Here is a 17,163-nt window from a genome sequence, read left to right as displayed (position 1 = left end):
AAGTTAACGCGGCCATCACCACTTCACTTTCATGATCGCTGCCAGACTTCGGCAAAAGCAATGGCTTCACTCAGGGATTCTCCGACGTTCTCCCGGGCCACAAAAATGTGCTCCGGGCCCAAGACGCGAATGGCCCCGGTCGCGACGAACTGGTCAAAGGCCCCTTGGCTGAGTCCGGACAAGAGCAGGGTTCCGCCGGCCTCGGAGAGTTTTCTCGCGTAGGACTCCAAGGTCCGGATGAATGTGCTGCCGAGGTCTTCCTTGCCGCGCAGTCGAATCACAACCACCGCGCGTTCGCAACGGGTGGGGACCTGCGGAAGCTGCTTCTCGAAGCCGGGTGTCGCGGCAAAGAACAAGCTGCCATAGGGAACCAGGATGACCAGAGCTCCGGGTGCCAAGGTGGCGGGAGGTTCAACTTCACGCGGAAGGACCGTGCGGCTCTCGAATATCCAGCGTTTCACGACGATGCGGTTTGCCTGCCGGCAAATATGCAGGGTGATGGCCAGGCCGACGCCGGTCAGAACCGAGTACTGCAGCGGGATGAGCAGGGTCAGCACGAACGTCACGGCAATCACCGCCGCCTGGATGGGCCCGGTACGCCACACCATGAGCATGTCGTGGATCCTCAAGGTACGGAATCCCACCAGCATGAGCAATCCCGCAAGGGCCGGCATGGCGACCAGCCCGATGACTGGTCCGAGTGCCAGAATCGTGGCGGCGATGACCGCCGCGGCGACGAGGTTGGCCAGGGCCGACTTCGCTCCTGCGGCCCGAACGAGCGAGGTAGCAGACATGGAACCGCCGACCGGCATTCCCTGGAACATGCTTGCGGCCAGGTTGGCGACTCCTTGTCCCCGGAAATCCGCAGAGGGATCGGGAAAGCGCCCATCAGGATTGGCGGTGCTTCCGCTGATTCCCGCTCCCTGGACCAGCCCGACCAGCGCCAGTGACAGGGCGGGCAGGACTAGTTCCGGGACGAGTGAGATATCCGGCAGGCTCAGGCCTGGCAGGGTGCTCGGAACTGTCGCCAGCGAATGCAGCTGCGGCACGGGTTCAGCAAAGGGCAACAGCGCCAGCGCTGCGACCAAGGCGGACCCGATGATCACCGCGACAACCATGGACATTGCTCCCAAGGCAGTACGTTCGAGCCACAGCACCAGCAGGATTGTGATCCCTCCGACCAAGCACGCCGACCAGCTGACCTGCATCAGATGCAGCAGGGTGTCCACCGCCCGGGTTAGTCTGTTGTCGCCCTGGCTGTCGTAGCCGGTGAAGTTGTCCAGCTGCCCGAGCATGATGTTCAGCGCGACGGCGTTGACGAAGCCTATGAGTACCGCGGTGGGTATGTATCTAACCAGTGATCCCAACCGGGCCAGTCCCAGTCCCAGCATGATCAGACCCGAGAGCATGGCCAAGGTTGCCAGCGCCGCTGAGGATTGCTCCGGGTCGTGCGCTTGGGGGACATCTGAGACCACCACCGCCATTGCACCTGTGACTTGAACCGACATGAAGACCGATCCAGTGGTGAGGGCGCCTCCGGCGGTGCCCAGTAAATAACCGTAAAGCCCATGGACCGGATTCACTCCGGCAAGGAGGCCGGCGGCCAGCCCATCCGGAACACTATGCATGCCAAGTGCCAGACCTGCCTTCACGTCATGCCTGACGGTGGTTCGGTTGCCGAAGCGCCTGAGGTAGTTGCCCAAACTGCCTGGGGCTGGGTTGCTGTGCCGTTTCATGCCAACAGCTCGATTGCGTTGCGGTATTGCCCGAAGGCGGTCATCGCCAGGAAGACTGCGCCGAGCGTGCCGTTGTGCACGACGATCCACGCACGCAGTTTCAGCAGCCCCGGTTCAGCGCGGTTCCGGTTTTTGAAATGCCAGAACACAGGCAGCGCCATGGGGACAATGCATAGAATCAGGAACCAGGCCAGGACCATTGCCGAGGGCCCCGCTGGAACGTGGGCCAGCTCGACTTCAAGTGGTGCGGCAATGGCGCAGGAAACATTGATCGGGTTGAAAAGGAAGATGCCAGCGCCCAGTTGCACGGACCGTGCTGAGTTGAATTTGTCGATCTGCCGGTACCAAGCCGGCAGCTGGGGAATCGAATTAAGCACATCCTGGGGCGTCGCCGCGGCGAACATGTGGGCAAGCTTTCTGGGAGAGCGCTTGTAGGTGTACCAAGCGCCGATGAACATCACGGTGCCCAGCACGAGCCGCGTGATTGCGACCCAACGCCACGAATGTGCCTCGGAATTCGGCGCGAGCTTATTGAAGACCAGATAGGAAACCACCGTGACCGCGATGACCGCCGCGCTCCAACCAAGCAGGTACATGATCCCATTGAGGCGCGGCCGGCGGGAAAACAGCACAGCCAGCAACGCCAGGACGGCCAAGGGGCTCGCAACGAGTCCAAACATGATGGGCAATAAATCCCAGATGAGCTTAAACACCACGGCTCCAGGGGACCGCACCGTGCTGGTGCGCCCGCTCCAAGCTCTTGGTCCGCATGGCCCGCCGAACTCCTTGCAGCTAGCAGCTTCGGCCATGGGAACTGTTAATGCCCGGGCCCTTGATTCCATGGTCGTTGAAGTCACGCCCACGTGGAAGGTGCATGGCCTCAAATCATCAGCAGTTGATGATTACGCAGGGACAGTTAATGGGCAGGATTAGACCATGTTCGAGTACAGCGGGTCCATCCCGTTTGCCAGCCGCTTGGGGGCGCGGCTTACGCTCACCGTCGATGAAAAACCGACCTGGGTGCAGATCCCCGCCGGACGGTTTTCCATGGGTTCCTATGACTTCTACCCTGAAGAGGCTCCCGTGCATGAATGCCGGGTCGACTCGTTTCAGCTGACACGGGATCCGGTGACCAACGCGCAGTTTGCGCGTTTCGTTCGTGCCACGGGATATGTGACGGTCGCAGAGCGCGGTCTCAGCGAATTCCAATTTCCGCATCTGGATCCGTTGCAGCGTCTGCCCGGTTCGTTGGTGTTCACTGAAACTTCCGGACCGGTCGACCTGCGGGACTGGACGGCATGGTGGCGCTGGGCCAGGGGGGCGCAGTGGCGTCATCCGTTGGGGGAGGAGAGCGGCCTTGCCGGCCGCGAGTCGCATCCGGTGGTGCAGGTGGCCTACGACGATGCCGTTGCCTATGCAGATTGGATCGGTGCGCGGCTACCCAGCGAGGCGGAGCTGGAATATGCGGCCGGGGCGGGACGTACTCCCGACCCCTACGCCTGGGGGCCGGAGCTGGAGCTGGACGGTCGGCTCATGGCCAATACCTGGCGCGGTCGATTTCCCTATTTGAACAAGGGCTGCAACGGGTGGGTCGGCACATCACCGGTCGGGGTTTTCCCGGCCAATGCCTTCGGGCTCAATGATGTCATCGGCAATGTCTGGGAATGGACCAGCGACATCTACACCTCCTCCCATGCCGTCGCCGCTGAGGGCGAATCGTGCGGTGCAGGGCCTGGAGACGACGGTGCGGCCTGCCGTTGCTCCCCGAAAGCAGTGCCCACGCGGGAGAGCCCTGCTCCTCGGGCCATCGTTCAGCGTGTCTTGAAAGGGGGATCGCACCTCTGCGCCCCCGAATACTGCCTGCGCTACCGGCCTGCCGCCCGGTCGCCGCAGTATGAAGACACTGCGACTTCGCATATCGGATTCCGCTGCGCCAGATAGGCGCAATATATGTACATTTCGAGTACAAAAGATGCTGGAAGCACTCCTTCCGTATACGATTCCTGCTATGGAGCAATCGCCGTCCCTTGAATGGGCTACGCCGCCATGGTTCCTGACCACTGCGCCCAAACCGGCCGGTGCGATCATGGCAAGGACACGACTGCATGGCCTGCTCGAAGCCTGCATACACCGCAATGCGGTGACTCTTGTCAGCGCTCCGTCCGGATTCGGCAAATCGAGCGCGTTGTCCACCTGGGCAGCGCAGCGAACTTCGCCCCTGGGTTGGCTTAGCCTGACATGGATGTCTTCGATTGATGAGCGGCGGTTCCTGGGCGGGATTCTCGGAGCGCTGCAACGGATGCAGGGACAGCTGCGTCCGGCGGACCAAGAATTGCTGGGGAACCTGGCACCGGGCTCGTTGAGCGCCGACGATTTCCTGCATCAACTATGCCTGACCGGAGCCCAGCTCTCCGAACCCGTGGCCATCGTGATCGACGACGCGCACCTGGTCGATGCCCAGAGCTTGCGCCGGATGGCCGGAATCCTGTCCACGCACTCGGGATTCAACCTGAGACTTGTGCTTTCCGGCACCGATAACTTCGCCAAGCATTTCGCGGCAGAACTGCGCAACGGCAACGCCGTGCTCATCGGCCCTGAGGAGTTGTCCTTTACCGGGGAAGAAGTCCAAGAACACTACGGGCTGGCCCCGGAACAGGCCGCCGAGGTGATTTCCGAATGCTCAGGGTGGCCCATCGCAGTCCACCTGTCCATGCTCACACCGGAGCAATCTGCGAATACGCTGGACCTCATTTCAGCCTATCCCGCTGTAGAGAATTCCAGCGACGAACTCGTGCAGTACGTCCAGGAGGCAGTCCTGCGGCAACTCCCGGAGACCCTGCAGCAGTTCGTGCTCGCCACAACGTCATGCCTCCGTATTGATGCCGTTCTTGCGCAGCGGCTCAGCGGAATGCCCGAGTCGACCGCCTTGCTGGAGGAGTGCGTTGCACGGGGACTGTTCCTCGAACGGTATCTCGACCCCAATGCGGAAACAATGTACCGATGGTATGAACCCTTCGCCAAGCTGTGCCAGATTTTGCTCAAACGGCTCGACCCCGCCAGATCCCGGGAACTGAACAAGTCTGCGGCGTGCGCATTGCGCCACGAATACCCGTTGGACGCAATACACCACGCGTTGGATGCCCGGGACAGCCGAACATGCCGGGACATCATCCGCACGTATTTCTTGCGGATCCTTTGCGAATCAGGGGCCAGGCTGCTGAATGCCGCATGCCTGCAACTTGAACAGCTGGAGCCGCTCAGCGCCGACTTGCTGATGATCCGCGCCTGCGCATTGGATGCGATGGGGGACGGCACCGGCGCAGCGGTTCTGCAGCGAACCGCCGCTTCGATGCAGGCGATGACGCCGAAACAGGGCCCGCGGGAGCAAGCGATGGCCTTTTGCAGCTTGTTCCTGGCCCGCAGCTCGGTAGAACTCGGGCAGGCAGTTGATTGCGCCCGGGAGTTCCTGCCGAACAGCGACATTTCGCCGCAGGTCCGCGCCTACCAGCTGTTCTGCGTTGGGTGGAGCGAGCTGCGGTTGCGAAGGAATACGGCTGAAGCCGTACGCTTCTTGCGGTCCTCGATGAACGATGCAGAGGCTCTGAACCTGCCAGCCCTCAAACGGCTCAGCCAGTCCAATCTCGCGTTCGCCTTGAGCTTCGGAGGAGACTTCGTGTCCGCACGGCAGCTGACCCCGGAGCTGGCAACCGGTGATGGAGGCAGCGACCTGGGAGCCCACAATGTCGGCTGGAAATTCTACGACGGAGGCATCACCGCGTTCACCCTGGTGTATCTCGACTTCTGGCAGGGCCGCACCGACGAATGCTCGGCACACCTGGCCGAATTATTCCGCCTCGGTGGCCACGGATCGTCCTATCTGGCGCTCGGGTGCGTCTTCAACGCGTTGCTGGTCGCAGCGACGGGGAACTCGGCACGGATTCAGCAGGCCGCTGAGCAGATGGAACGGGTCAGCAGCAACGACCAGCACGGCGTGCCATGGGGATCCTACAAGGCCCTGGGCCAGGCGGCGCTGAAGTTCGCGGCCAATGACGTCGACGCCGCGCTGGCGTTGCTTGCACCGTACAAATATGAGCCGAACATCCCGGTGATGAGGGTCTGCGCCGCAGACATCTATCGGCGTGCCGGGAAGCTTGAAGAGGCATCGGCCTGGCTGTCCCAACTGCAGCCGCAGGAGATGGCCTCATATGTCGCGGTCTACGCACTGGTCGTTTCGGCTGCCGTGGCGCGCGAGCGGGGCGAACGGCCCGCCGCCCACGAGCAACTTGAACGTGCGCTGGATATCGCGGCTCCCGCCGGGATCGCGCTTCCTTTCACCCCCACCGACGACGTCCTTCGCAGGCTGCTGACCGAGCACGCGGCCTGGGGCACCAAGCATGAAGGCTTCCTGGCTCCGCGCATCGGCCAGCAAATGGGCATATCCCGGACGGCACTCATCTGCGCGCAACTCTCGTCCCGCGAAAAGGAAATCTTCGGCTATCTCTGCACCACCATGACAGCAGAAGAAATCGCCGCGGAGCTGTTCGTCTCGGTGAACACGGTCCGCACACACCAGCGTTCGATCTATCGAAAGCTTGGCGTCAACAGCAGAAGGGACGCGATCAGGCTGTCCGTGTGAACCTGGCTCTAGACCAACGGCACCTTGACGTCGCCCCCGCCTTCCAGCGTGATCCGGTCGCGCATCTGGTTCAGCGTGGGCTCGGCAACGAACCCACCGGCAAACAGCCCCTGGCCTTGTGCGAAGCCCTTGGCCTGTTCCAGCAGTTCGGTGGGTACGAAGCCGAAGACTTCTCCGACCTCCTTCAGGTCACGCGGCGAATTGACGCGCATCAATCCCAGGTTGTCGCACTGGGAAAGGACGTTGGGATGGATTTTGGTTGGTCGCTGTGTTGAAAGGAACAGCCAGAGGCCAAATTTTCGACCCTCGGCCGCGATCTGGATGAGCTGTTCGGTTAAGGCCTTCTCCACTGGGGTGACCGGATTCGGGGAACACAGGTTGTGTGCTTCATCGATCACGATCAAGATCGGCTTGCGGCTTTGGCGTGTGGCCCACAGGTGTTCAAGCACACCCAATGCCGCGACCTTGGGCTCCTCAGGATGGGCGAAGCCGCCCAAATCCATGACGGTCACCCGTGGCCGGGCATCGACGATGTCGCATGCAGAGGTTCCGCCGCGCGACCACAGATCCCAGCCGAGCACCTGGAGGTTCTCGATCCGGTAGGCCAATCTGACCTGTCCACTGTCGCCGGAAGCGCGAAGATTCGCGATGAATTCTGCATCGTCGAAACTGCGGGCTTCGCCTTCCAAGTGCAGCAGGGCATTGTATTCCTCGGCGTCCAACACCGGGTCCAAGCGGAGCACAGCGGCCTTTGCGGCTGCCGACATGTCGGTGAAGCGGATGTTCAGCCGCTCACCGTCCGGTGCCGTCGTATTCAGCACGTGCATGGAGGCATTGCGGATTCCCTGCGCTTCGTCCGGATCGGCCTCCGGACGGGTGCTGCCGAGCTTGGCGAAGTCCGCGTTTGGATCCATGATCAGCATCGGCAGCTGTGTGTGCAGTATCAGCTGTTCCAGAACCACGCCCAGCGCGTAGGTTTTTCCCGAACCGCTCTGCCCACACCAGAAGGTGTGCCGATTGAACTTCGAGGCATTCAGTTCCACCTGCCCGGTGGACTGGCCTACCCGCGTTCCAATTTTCAGTGCCTGCACGTGAGATGTCTCCTTCGGTTTTTACAGGAAGGTGCGTGGTGGAGCCCGCCCCTCGTTTAACGAGAATCTCACGGAGTTCGGCTTCAGTGGCTGGCCAACAGGGAATATTTCAGGCGCATCGGACAAAATCACCAACATTTGATGATGTGCACGAAGCGCGGAGTTCATAGATTGGAATAGGAACCAGCCTGCCTATGAAAGGTTTTTCGGTGAGCCGACAAATCGTGGATTTTGAGAATTTTACTCGTGCCGAATCCAACACCATGTTCGCTAACATCATCGCGCAGGCGGGAGGCACCGGGCGGTGGAGCCATGGGTTCACCCCGACCCCGGTCGAGAATCAGCCGATCGTCCGGATGAACCGCGACACGCTCTACAGCGCTGCCATCGTCGACATTTCCGAGGGTGCAATACTCAGCATTCCAGAGGTCGGCGAACGGTATATCTCGGTCATGATCGTCAACCAGGACCACTACATCAACCGGATCTTCCATGCTCCGGGCGAGCACAAGCTGACCATGGACGATTTCGATACCGAGTTCGTAATGGTTACCGCCCGCATCCTGGTCGACTCCGACGACAGCGCCGACGTCGAAATCGTCAACGACCTGCAGCGCCAGCTGGGGATCTCATCGGTCTCGCAGCGCGACTTCGAGCTGCCCGGCTACGACCCGGCATCGCTGGCAGCTACCCGCCAGACCTTGCTGGAGCGGGGCCGCGAGCTTCCCAGCCTGGACGGCTGCTTCGGACGCAAGCAGGATGTCGAGCCGGAACTTCACCTGATCGGCACGGCGCTGGGCTGGGGCGGCCTGCCCGAAACCGAAGCCACCTACATGAACGTTGACCCGGGCCTGCCAGCCGAGCATTTCCAGCTCACCGTTGGGGAAGTCCCGGTAGATGGATTCTGGTCCATTTCCCTGTATAACGCGCAAGGATACTTCGAACCGAACCCCCTTGGGGCCTACTCGGTCAACTCCGTGACCGGTGAGCGGAACGACGACGGCAGCATCACGGTCAACTTTGGTGGAGAACCCGGTACCCCGAACTACTTGCCCATCATGGAGGGTTGGAACTATCTGGTGCGCCTCTACCGGCCGCATCAAGAAATCCTCGACCACAGCTGGACGTTCCCCAGCATTTCGCACTAACCATCAATATCACTTCGAACACCCTAGGAATCATCATGAACAAGCACATCAAGTCGGCACTAGCCCTGGCCTTTGGCGCTTCCTTGGCTCTGTCAGCCACCGCTTGCAGCTCGTCTCCCGCGGAGAACGAAGCCGATGCCTGCACGGCGTACAACGATTTCGTCGCCGCTGTCGCCGGGGTGCAGGCCACGGTGGACGGATCGTCGAGCGTCGGTGAAATCCGCGAGGCTCGTGAAAAGGTCGCCACCACGTACAAGGAGCTCGAAGGAAACCTGGATAAGGTCTCCGCAGACCGCAAGCAGGCCCTGGCCGACTCCTGGGAGCAGCTGAATAAGAAGATCGAGGACCTGGATAAGGATCTGAGCGTTCCGGAAGCCAAGGCAGCGATCAGTGATGAACTGGCCGCGCTCAAGACTGCGCAGACCAGCGCCAATACCGATCTGAAGTGCTAGAGCGCTAAGTGCTGGCACTACTTGGAGAGCTCCTGCCATATGCCCTGACCATTGCCATCAGTCCGGTGCCGATCATCGCGGTCATTCTGATGCTCATGTCTCCGCGTCCTCGGGCGCTGGGGGCCAGCTATCTGGTGGGATGGATCCTGGGCATCGTGGCGGCTGCCGGCGTGTTCACCGCCCTGGCAGGGGTGTTGCCGGACGCTGGTGAATCCACGGACCGCAAGCCGGCCGTGGCGAGCATCCAGATCATCTTCGGTGTATTGCTGCTGCTCCTTGCCATCAAGCAGTGGCGTTCGCGTCCGAAAAAGGGTGACGAGCCGGAGCTTCCGAAATGGATGCAAGGTATCGACTCGATGAAACCCGGCATTGGGCTGGGACTTGGATTCCTCCTGGCCGCGGTGAACCCGAAAAACCTGTTGGTTGCGGCTGCTGCGGGGTTGGCCATAGGCCAGCAGGAGGCCAGCGGCGCCGTGACAGCGGCCGCGCTGGGGGTATTTACCCTGATCGCGGCGCTGACTGTCCTACTGCCCGTGCTGATCTTCCTGGTTGCATCGCAGAAGGCAACGCAGGTCCTGGACCAGATCCGGCAATGGCTGACAGTGAACAATACGGCCATCATGATGGTGCTGTTCGTGGTTCTGGGCGGGCAACTGCTGGGCAAGGGATTGGGCGGGATCTAGCTGGATCCCGGTCTGCCGAAAGGTGCCTGCGACATGTGACGCAGGCACCTTTCCAGTTAACCGCCGGCGCCGCGGCGGGTGGCGCCGGACGCAGTGCAGCGGCCATTGGAGGCATGCAAAAAGGCCCGAACCACACGGTTCGGGCCTTTGCTTCGCGTACTTAGACGGTGCGCGAGAGGATTGCCTGCTTGACCTCGGCGATGGCCTTGGTCACCTGGATGCCGCGTGGGCATGCTTCGGAGCAGTTGAAGGTGGTGCGGCAGCGCCACACGCCTTCCTTGTCGTTCAGGATCTCCAAGCGCATGTCGCCTGCATCATCGCGCGAGTCGAAGATGAAGCGGTGCGCGTTGACGATCGCTGCCGGGCCGAAGTACTGGCCATCGGTCCAGAACACCGGGCAGGAGGAAGTGCAGGCGGCGCAGAGGATGCACTTGGTGGTGTCATCGAAGCGCTCGCGGTCCTCGACCGACTGGTAGCGTTCCTTGGTCGGCTCGTGGCCCTTGGAGATCAGGAACGGCATGATCTCGCGGTAGGACTGGAAGAACGGTTCCATGTCCACGATCAGGTCCTTCTCCAGCGGAAGACCCTTGATTGCCTCAACGGTGATCGGCTTGGAGGTGTCCAGGTCCTTCAGCAGGGTCTTGCAGGCCAGGCGGTTGCGGCCGTTGATGCGCATGGCATCCGAACCGCAAATGCCGTGGGCGCAGGAACGGCGGAACGACAGCGAGCCGTCGTGGTCCCACTTGACCTTGTGCAGGGCGTCCAGCACGCGGTCGGTGCCGTACATGGTCAGCTTGAAGTCTTCCCAGTAGGCCTCTGCAGTGGTCTCCGGCAGGTAGCGGCGAACGCGCAGGGTGATGTTGAAGGTTGGGATCTCTCCGCCGCCACCAACACCGGCCTTCAACTCAATCTTTGATGGTGGTTCTGGCAGTTCGGTGCTCATTAGTACTTACGCTCCATTGGCTGGTAACGGGTGAAGACAACCGGCTTGGTTTCCATGCGGATGCCGGCGATGCCCTCGGTAGTAGCGTTGTGGTCGCGGTAGGACATCGAGTGGACCATGAAGTTCTCATCGTCGCGGTTCGGGAAGTCCTCGCGGTAGTGACCACCACGTGATTCCTTGCGGTGCAGCGCTGCGGTGGTCATGACCTCCGCCAGGTCCAGCAGGAAGCCCAGTTCCACGGCTTCGAGCAGATCCAGGTTGAAGCGCTTGCCCTTGTCCTGGATGGACACGTTCTTGTAGCGTTCGCGCAGGCTCTCGATGACCTCCAGAGCGCCCTTCAGCGAGGTCTCGTCGCGGAACACCTGGACGTTGGCGTCCATGATCTCCTGCAGGGCCTTGCGCAGCTCTGCGACGTTCTCGGTGCCGGTGGAGTTCAGCAGGCCGTCCAGCTGTGCGGTGACCAGGGCTTCAGGGTTCTCCGGCAGCTCGACGAAGTCAGCGGTCTTGGCGTACTCGGCGGCGGCGATGCCGGCGCGGCGGCCGAAGACGTTGATGTCCAGCAGCGAGTTGGTGCCCAAGCGGTTTGCGCCGTGGACCGAAACACAGGCGACCTCGCCGGCTGCGAACAGGCCCGGGATGGTGGTGTTGTTGTCCTGCAGGACCTCGGTCTCGATGTTGGTCGGCACGCCGCCCATGGCGTAGTGCGCGGTCGGGTACACCGGCACCGGGTCGGTGAACGGCTCGACACCCAGGTAGGTGCGGGCGAATTCGGTGATGTCCGGCAGCTTGGATTCGATGTGCTCTGGCTCCAGGTGGGTCAGGTCCAGCAGCACGTAGTCCTTGTTAGGACCGCAGCCGCGGCCTTCGCGCACTTCGTTGGCCATGGCACGGGCCACGATGTCACGTGGAGCCAGGTCCTTAATGGTCGGAGCGTAGCGCTCCATGAAGCGTTCGCCGTCCGAGTTGCGAAGGATTGCGCCTTCGCCGCGGGCGCCCTCGGTGAGCAGAATGCCCAGGCCTGCGAGGCCCGTCGGGTGGAACTGGAAGAACTCCATGTCTTCCAGCGGCAGGCCCGAGCGGAACGCGATGCCCATGCCGTCGCCGGTCAGGGTGTGGGCGTTGGAGGTGGTCTTGAAGACCTTGCCTGCGCCGCCGGAAGCGAAAATCACGGACTTGGCCTGGAACACGTGCAGTTCGCCGGTGGCCAGGTCGTAGGAGACGACGCCGGCAACACGCTTCTGCATGTAGGCGGTGCCGTCTTCGCGGAAGGCTTCTTCCTCAACCATCAGCAGGTCCAGCACGTAGTACTCGTTGTAGAACTCAACGTTGTGCTTGACGCAGTTTTGGTACAGGGTCTGCAGGATCATGTGGCCGGTGCGGTCTGCTGCGTAGCAGGCGCGGCGCACGGCGGCCTTGCCGTGGTCGCGGGTGTGGCCGCCGAAGCGGCGCTGGTCGATCTTGCCCTCAGGGGTTCGGTTGAACGGCAGACCCATCTTTTCCAGATCCAGCACGGCGTTGATGGCTTCCTTGGCCATGACCTCTGCTGCATCCTGGTCGACGATGTAGTCGCCGCCCTTGATGGTGTCGAAGGTGTGCCACTCCCAGTTGTCTTCCTCGACGTTGGCCAGTGCGGCGCACATGCCGCCCTGGGCCGCGCCGGTATGGGAGCGGGTTGGGTAAAGCTTAGTTAGCACTGCGGTGCGTGCACGCTGACCGGATTCGATCGCTGCACGCATACCTGCACCGCCGGCACCGACGATGACTACGTCGTACTGATGTACCTGCATTCTTGATGCTCTCTTTTCTACAAAAAACTGTCTGGCTAAAAGTTCGGCTCTAAAACGGGGGTTTTAGGGTTTTAGCACTGTGGCAGGGTGCTGCCCGCGACGCATGGGTCGAAGGTGAAGATCACCAGGGTGCCGAGCACAACGATGAAGATCGTCGCGACGTACAGGATGCCCTTGAGCCATGCTCGGGTCGAGTGCTTCTCTGCGTAGTCGTTGATGATGGTGCGCACGCCGTTGGTGCCGTGCAGCATGGCCAGCCACAGCATGGCCAGGTCCCAGAACTGCCAGATCGGGTCGGCCCACTTGCCGGCGACGAAGCCGAAGGAGATGGCGTTGATGCCGTCGCCAACGATCAGGTTGGAGATCAGGTGGCCGAAGATCAGGACGATCAGGGCCACGCCGGATAGGCGCATGAACAGCCATGCGAGCATTTCGAAGCTGCCGCGGGACTTCGGACCGCGCTTGTACTTCGGGTCGATGCGCTGGCTGCGTGGAGCAGGAATGGTGACGCTCATGGCTTAGTGTCCTCCAAATGCGAGGGAGAGATGGCGGATGGCGAAGCCTGCGAAGACGACGACCCACAGGATCATGACGCCCCAGAGCATCTGGCGCTGGTACTTGGTGCCCTGCTTCCAGAAGTCAACGAGGATCAGGCGCAGACCGTTGAATGCGTGGAAGAGAATGGCCGCGACCAGGCCGGTCTCGCCCAGTGCCATCCACGGGGTCTGGTAGGTGCTGATTACTGCGTTGTATGCATTGGCATCCACGCGCACGAGGGCCGTATCCAGCACGTGAACGAGTAGATAAAGAAAAATTACGACACCGGTGACTCGGTGTCCCACCCAGGACCACATGCCTTCATGGCCGCGGTATAGGGTGCCTGACGAAGTCTTCGACACTGAACTAACCTCCAAGGCTCGCAACGGCGCATGTGTATATTGCACACAATGAGATTTGACGCACTTGTGCGAGCGTTCCTTGTGCGAGTCTAAACCACTTGCCGGGTCTCAATCTATTTCGTGTCTCGATCCTGTGAGTATGTTCACCGAATAGTGTCGTCTATGCGGTAAAAGGCTCGCAAAGCCCGAATATTAGGTCATGCGGGCCTTGTCTATTTACCCTGCAGGTGTCGCTCTCAATACCGGTATTTCCCGGAGAATGAATTAGTCTGGAATGCGTGAATGCAGACCTATTAGCCCGATTCCACGGCGTGATTCCCGCCGGCGGAGTCGGTACCCGACTGTGGCCCCTTTCCCGTGCATCGGCTCCCAAGTTCTTGCACGATCTGACGGGATCGGGCTCGACCCTGATCCGCGCCACCTACGACCGCCTGGTGCCGCTGGCCGGCGACCGCATCATGGTGGTGACCGGACGCGCCCACCGCGGCGCCGTGGTCGCCCAGCTGCCCGAGCTGTGCGACGAGGATCTGGTCCTGGAGCCGGAGCCGCGCGACTCCGCCGCGGCCATCGGCCTGGCCGCCGCGATCCTGTCGCTGCGCGACCCGGAGATCATCATGGGCTCCTTCGCAGCTGACCAAGTCATCGAGCCTGTCGAGGTTTTCCAGGCGGCCCTGGGCGAGGCGATCCACACCGCCGCCAGCGGCAAGATCGTGACCATCGGAATCCACCCGACCCACCCCTCCACCGGCTTCGGATACATCAAGACCGGCGAGCAGCTGGACGTGGCCAGCGCCCCGAGCGCGCGCGGCGTGGTCGAGTTCGTGGAGAAGCCGGATGAGGACACCGCCCGCCGCTACCTGGCCAGTGGAGGTTTCCTCTGGAACGCGGGCATGTTCGTGGCCCCGGTGGGCCTGATGCTCAAGCACCTGCAGGCCAACGAGCCGCAGCTGTATGAGGGCCTGATGAAGATCGCGCAGGCCTGGGACACCGAGGCGCGCGACGAGGTCATGGCCGAAATCTGGCCGGGCCTTCCGAAGATCGCCATCGACTACGCGGTGGCCGAGCCCGCCGCCGCGGCAGGCGACGTGGCGGTCATCCCCGGCGTGTTCAACTGGGACGACGTGGGGGACTTCGCCGCCATCGGACGGCTGAACAAGGCCAGCGCGGATGAAGGCATCATCAATCTCGGTGATAAGCAAGTGCGCGTCTACGCGGACAGCGCCACCGGCGTCGTCTACTCGGACCGCCCGCGCGTGGTGGCCCTGGTCGGCATCGAGGACGTCGTGGTGGTCGACACCGCCGACGCGCTGCTGGTGACCACCAAGGACCATGCGCAGAAAGTCAAGCAGACCGTCGAGCAGCTCAAGGCCGACGGCGCGACCGAAGTGCTCTAGGCCTGCCCGCGCGCCGGCCTCCCGCAGCGTGCGGGAAGCCGGCGCGTGTCCAGTTTCACGAATAAATTGGCCAACCGGGTCGTGACCACACCGAAGGCAACTGCAGTCGGCCACGTCGGCCTGTGCTTCTGCTGTGCGGAACCGGGGTGGATCCTTGGCCGGTTGGTATGTTTGAAGTCATGACTACGGCCAACAGCGAGTCCGATTCATCCGATGCCGATACGGCACAAAACCCCGGGACGCCACGCACCCGGATCAACAAAGTGGTATTTTTCGGCTCAGCATCTTTGGTGCTGGGCATTGCTCTTTGGGCCATCTTCGACCGCGATTCGGCGGATCTGGCCATTTCCACCGCCGTCGACTGGATCGGCAGGAACTTCGGCTGGTATTACACGCTGATCATCGTCGCGGCGCTGCTGTTCGTGATCGCGGCAGCCGTCTCGAAGGTCGGCAAGACCCGGCTGGGCCCCGACCACGCCCGGCCCGCCTTCAACATGTTCACCTGGGCGGCCATGCTCTTCGCCGCCGGCATCGGCATCGATTTGATGTTCTTCTCCGTCTCCGAGCCGATTACCCAGTACCTGGCCCCGCCGACCGGGGAGGGATCCACCGTGGAGGCCGCGCGCCAGGCCATGGTCTGGACGCTCTTCCACTACGGCCTGCTCGGCTGGGGGCTGTACGCGCTGATCGGCATGGCCCTGGGCTACTTCTCCTACCGCCGCAACCTGCCGCTGTCCATCCGCTCGGCGCTGTATCCCATCCTGGGCAAACGCACCTCGGGCTGGATGGGGCACACCGTGGACATCGCGGCGATGCTCGGCACCATCTTCGGCATCGCCACCTCTCTGGGCATCGGCGTGGCCCAGCTGAACTACGGGCTGCACTTCATGTTCGGGATCCCGGAGAACCGCGGCTGGCAGATCATCCTGATCGTCATCGCCGTGGTCATGGCCACCATTTCGGTGCTCACCGGCGTGGAGAAGGGCATCCGCCGGCTCTCCGAGCTCAACGTCCTGCTCTGCGTCGCGCTGATGCTCTTCATCCTGGTCACCGGCGGCACCGCCTACCTGATGGACGGCATCATCACCAACGTCGGGGACAGCATCGCCCGGTTCCCGTCCATGGCGCTGGACACCTTCGCCTACGACCGCCCGGAATCCTGGCTGAACGGGTGGACGCTGTTCTTCTGGGCCTGGTGGATCGCCTGGGCCCCGTTCGTCGGCCTGTTCCTGGCCCGCATCTCCCGCGGCCGCACCATCCGCCAGTTCGTCACCGGCGTGCTGGTGGTCCCCTTCGCCTTCATCCTGCTGTGGATCTCCATCTTCGGCAACAGCGCCCTGCAGCTGGTGCGCTCGGGCAACGAGGCATTCGGCGAGGTCGCCATGAACACCCCGGAACGCGCGTTCTACAGCCTGCTGGAACAGTTCCCGGCAGCGCCGTTCACCGCAGCTGTCGCCACCTTCACCGGCTTGCTGTTCTACGTGACCAGCGCCGACTCCGGCGCGCTGGTCATGGCCAACTTCACCTCCCACCTGAAGGACCCGCAGGCCGACGGCTCCAAGCCGGTGCGGCTGTTCTGGTCGCTGGCCACCGGCCTGCTGACCCTGGGAATGCTCTTCGTGGACGGAGTGCCGACCTTGCAGGGAGCCACGGTGATCATGGGGCTGCCGTTCTCGTTTGTGCTGCTGTTGATCATGCTCGGCCTGTTCAAGTCGCTGCGCATAGAATCCGCGCTGGCCAGCAGCTACAAGAACACCATGCACGAAGCGCTGACCAGCCGGCTGGGTTCGGTGAACGACCGGCGCAGCTGGAAGCAGCGCCTGGCCCGCTCGATGACCTATCCGGGGCTGAAAGCGGCCCGGCGCTATCTGGACGAGGTTGCCCGGACGGCGCTGGACGAGGTGGCCGAGGAATTCCGCAGCCGCGGGGCGGACGTGGAAGTCACCCTCGAGCCGGTGCCGAACCTCCAGCTTCCCTCCCTGGACCTGCTGGTGGCCACGGGTGCCGAACGGCCGTTCAAGTACCAGGTCTACCCGGTGCAGCTGCCGGTGCCCCGGTATGCGCGTTCGGCTCCGGGCAACGACGTCTACTACCGCATCGAGGTGTTCTCCCAGGAGGGCAGCCACGGCTACGACCTGATGGGGCTGAGCAAGGAGCAGGTGATCGGGGACATCCTGGACCAGTACGAGGCGCACCTGGGTTATCTCGACGGGCAGCTGCAGGCCGACGAGCCCAGCCAGGTCAACGTCGAAGCGGTGATGACCACCCGCTGGGAATCGGACTTCGAGCACACCGTGCGCGAGGAGTCCTAGGACCCGGCGCGGCGGCCGGCGCAGCGTTGCGTCCCGCCGCGGCGCCGTGTCCCGTGTTTCGCGGTTGGCGGCCACATTACGG

The 17,163-nt window shown here is 62.4% G+C and carries 14 protein-coding genes; 7 read left to right on the top strand and 7 right to left on the bottom strand.

Annotated features, from left to right (window positions below; all coding sequences use genetic code 11):
- Nucleotides 1-29 precede the first annotated feature (29 nt).
- Both DFO58_RS07700 and DFO58_RS07695 read right to left on the bottom strand, forming a co-directional pair.
- Complete coding sequence (locus DFO58_RS07700) at nucleotides 30-1,736, bottom strand: SulP family inorganic anion transporter (protein ID WP_120990020.1); 1,707 nt, start codon at nucleotides 1,734-1,736, stop codon at nucleotides 30-32.
- Nucleotides 1,733-2,449 carry a GAP family protein gene (locus DFO58_RS07695; protein WP_183043131.1) on the bottom strand — a complete coding sequence of 239 codons (717 nt, stop codon included), beginning with the start codon at nucleotides 2,447-2,449 and terminating at the stop codon, nucleotides 1,733-1,735. Before DFO58_RS07695 ends, DFO58_RS07700 begins: the two co-directional genes overlap by 4 nt.
- A 223-nt stretch (nucleotides 2,450-2,672) precedes the next feature.
- Here DFO58_RS07695 and DFO58_RS07690 point away from each other — a divergent pair, with 223 nt between their 5' ends.
- The gene (locus tag DFO58_RS07690) at nucleotides 2,673-3,677 is read left to right on the top strand and encodes a formylglycine-generating enzyme family protein (protein WP_120990016.1); all 1,005 of its coding nucleotides are present in this window, start codon (nucleotides 2,673-2,675) and stop codon (nucleotides 3,675-3,677) included.
- Complete coding sequence (locus DFO58_RS07685; RefSeq protein ID WP_120990014.1) at nucleotides 3,631-6,372, top strand: LuxR C-terminal-related transcriptional regulator; 2,742 nt, start codon at nucleotides 3,631-3,633, stop codon at nucleotides 6,370-6,372. Before DFO58_RS07690 ends, DFO58_RS07685 begins: the two co-directional genes overlap by 47 nt.
- 8 nt (nucleotides 6,373-6,380) lie before the next feature.
- Here DFO58_RS07685 and DFO58_RS07680 read toward each other — a convergent pair whose 3' ends face one another.
- On the bottom strand, nucleotides 6,381-7,463 hold the full coding sequence (locus DFO58_RS07680; RefSeq protein ID WP_120990011.1) for an ATP-binding protein: 1,083 nt from the start codon (nucleotides 7,461-7,463) through the stop codon (nucleotides 6,381-6,383).
- A 263-nt stretch (nucleotides 7,464-7,726) separates the two neighbouring features.
- Here DFO58_RS07680 and DFO58_RS07675 point away from each other — a divergent pair, with 263 nt between their 5' ends.
- The 3 genes from DFO58_RS07675 to DFO58_RS07665 are packed head-to-tail and all read left to right on the top strand — an operon-like array spanning nucleotide 7,727 to nucleotide 9,746.
- Nucleotides 7,727-8,611, top strand: coding sequence for a DUF1214 domain-containing protein (locus DFO58_RS07675; protein ID WP_220668535.1), 885 nt, complete (start codon nucleotides 7,727-7,729; stop codon nucleotides 8,609-8,611).
- Between the two features lie 35 nt (nucleotides 8,612-8,646).
- Nucleotides 8,647-9,063: a hypothetical protein gene (locus DFO58_RS07670; RefSeq protein ID WP_120990007.1), complete on the top strand. Its 417-nt coding sequence runs from the start codon at nucleotides 8,647-8,649 to the stop codon at nucleotides 9,061-9,063.
- A gap of 8 nt (nucleotides 9,064-9,071) precedes the next feature.
- Nucleotides 9,072-9,746, top strand: coding sequence for a GAP family protein (locus tag DFO58_RS07665; RefSeq protein ID WP_120990005.1), 675 nt, complete (start codon nucleotides 9,072-9,074; stop codon nucleotides 9,744-9,746).
- Between the two features lie 160 nt (nucleotides 9,747-9,906).
- Here DFO58_RS07665 and DFO58_RS07660 read toward each other — a convergent pair whose 3' ends face one another.
- The 4 genes from DFO58_RS07660 to sdhC form a co-directional block, all read right to left on the bottom strand.
- Nucleotides 9,907-10,689, bottom strand: a complete 783-nt coding sequence (locus DFO58_RS07660; protein ID WP_053797483.1) for a succinate dehydrogenase iron-sulfur subunit — start codon at nucleotides 10,687-10,689, stop codon at nucleotides 9,907-9,909.
- On the bottom strand, nucleotides 10,689-12,476 hold the full coding sequence (gene sdhA, locus DFO58_RS07655; RefSeq protein ID WP_047118409.1) for a succinate dehydrogenase flavoprotein subunit: 1,788 nt from the start codon (nucleotides 12,474-12,476) through the stop codon (nucleotides 10,689-10,691). Before sdhA ends, DFO58_RS07660 begins: the two co-directional genes overlap by 1 nt.
- A 71-nt stretch (nucleotides 12,477-12,547) precedes the next feature.
- Nucleotides 12,548-12,991, bottom strand: a complete 444-nt coding sequence (locus DFO58_RS07650; RefSeq protein ID WP_047118410.1) for a succinate dehydrogenase hydrophobic membrane anchor subunit — start codon at nucleotides 12,989-12,991, stop codon at nucleotides 12,548-12,550.
- 3 nt (nucleotides 12,992-12,994) lie between these two features.
- The gene (gene sdhC / locus DFO58_RS07645; protein ID WP_082123805.1) at nucleotides 12,995-13,375 is read right to left on the bottom strand and encodes a succinate dehydrogenase, cytochrome b556 subunit; all 381 of its coding nucleotides are present in this window, start codon (nucleotides 13,373-13,375) and stop codon (nucleotides 12,995-12,997) included.
- A 278-nt stretch (nucleotides 13,376-13,653) separates the two neighbouring features.
- On the opposite strand from sdhC, the gene DFO58_RS07640 reads away from it, so the two are divergent.
- Nucleotides 13,654-14,769 carry a mannose-1-phosphate guanylyltransferase gene (locus tag DFO58_RS07640; RefSeq protein ID WP_120990003.1) on the top strand — a complete coding sequence of 372 codons (1,116 nt, stop codon included), beginning with the start codon at nucleotides 13,654-13,656 and terminating at the stop codon, nucleotides 14,767-14,769.
- Nucleotides 14,770-14,948: 179 nt separating this feature from the next.
- Entirely contained in the window at nucleotides 14,949-17,081 is a 2,133-nt protein-coding gene (gene betT / locus DFO58_RS07635) for a choline BCCT transporter BetT (protein ID WP_120990209.1), read from the top strand.
- Nucleotides 17,082-17,163: the final 82 nt, after the last annotated feature.

It is taken from the genome of Arthrobacter sp. AG1021 (genome assembly GCF_003633665.1).
In the GTDB taxonomy this organism is placed as follows: Bacteria; Actinomycetota; Actinomycetes; order Actinomycetales; family Micrococcaceae; genus Glutamicibacter; species Glutamicibacter soli.
This window is presented reverse-complemented; position numbering and strand designations above follow the sequence as displayed.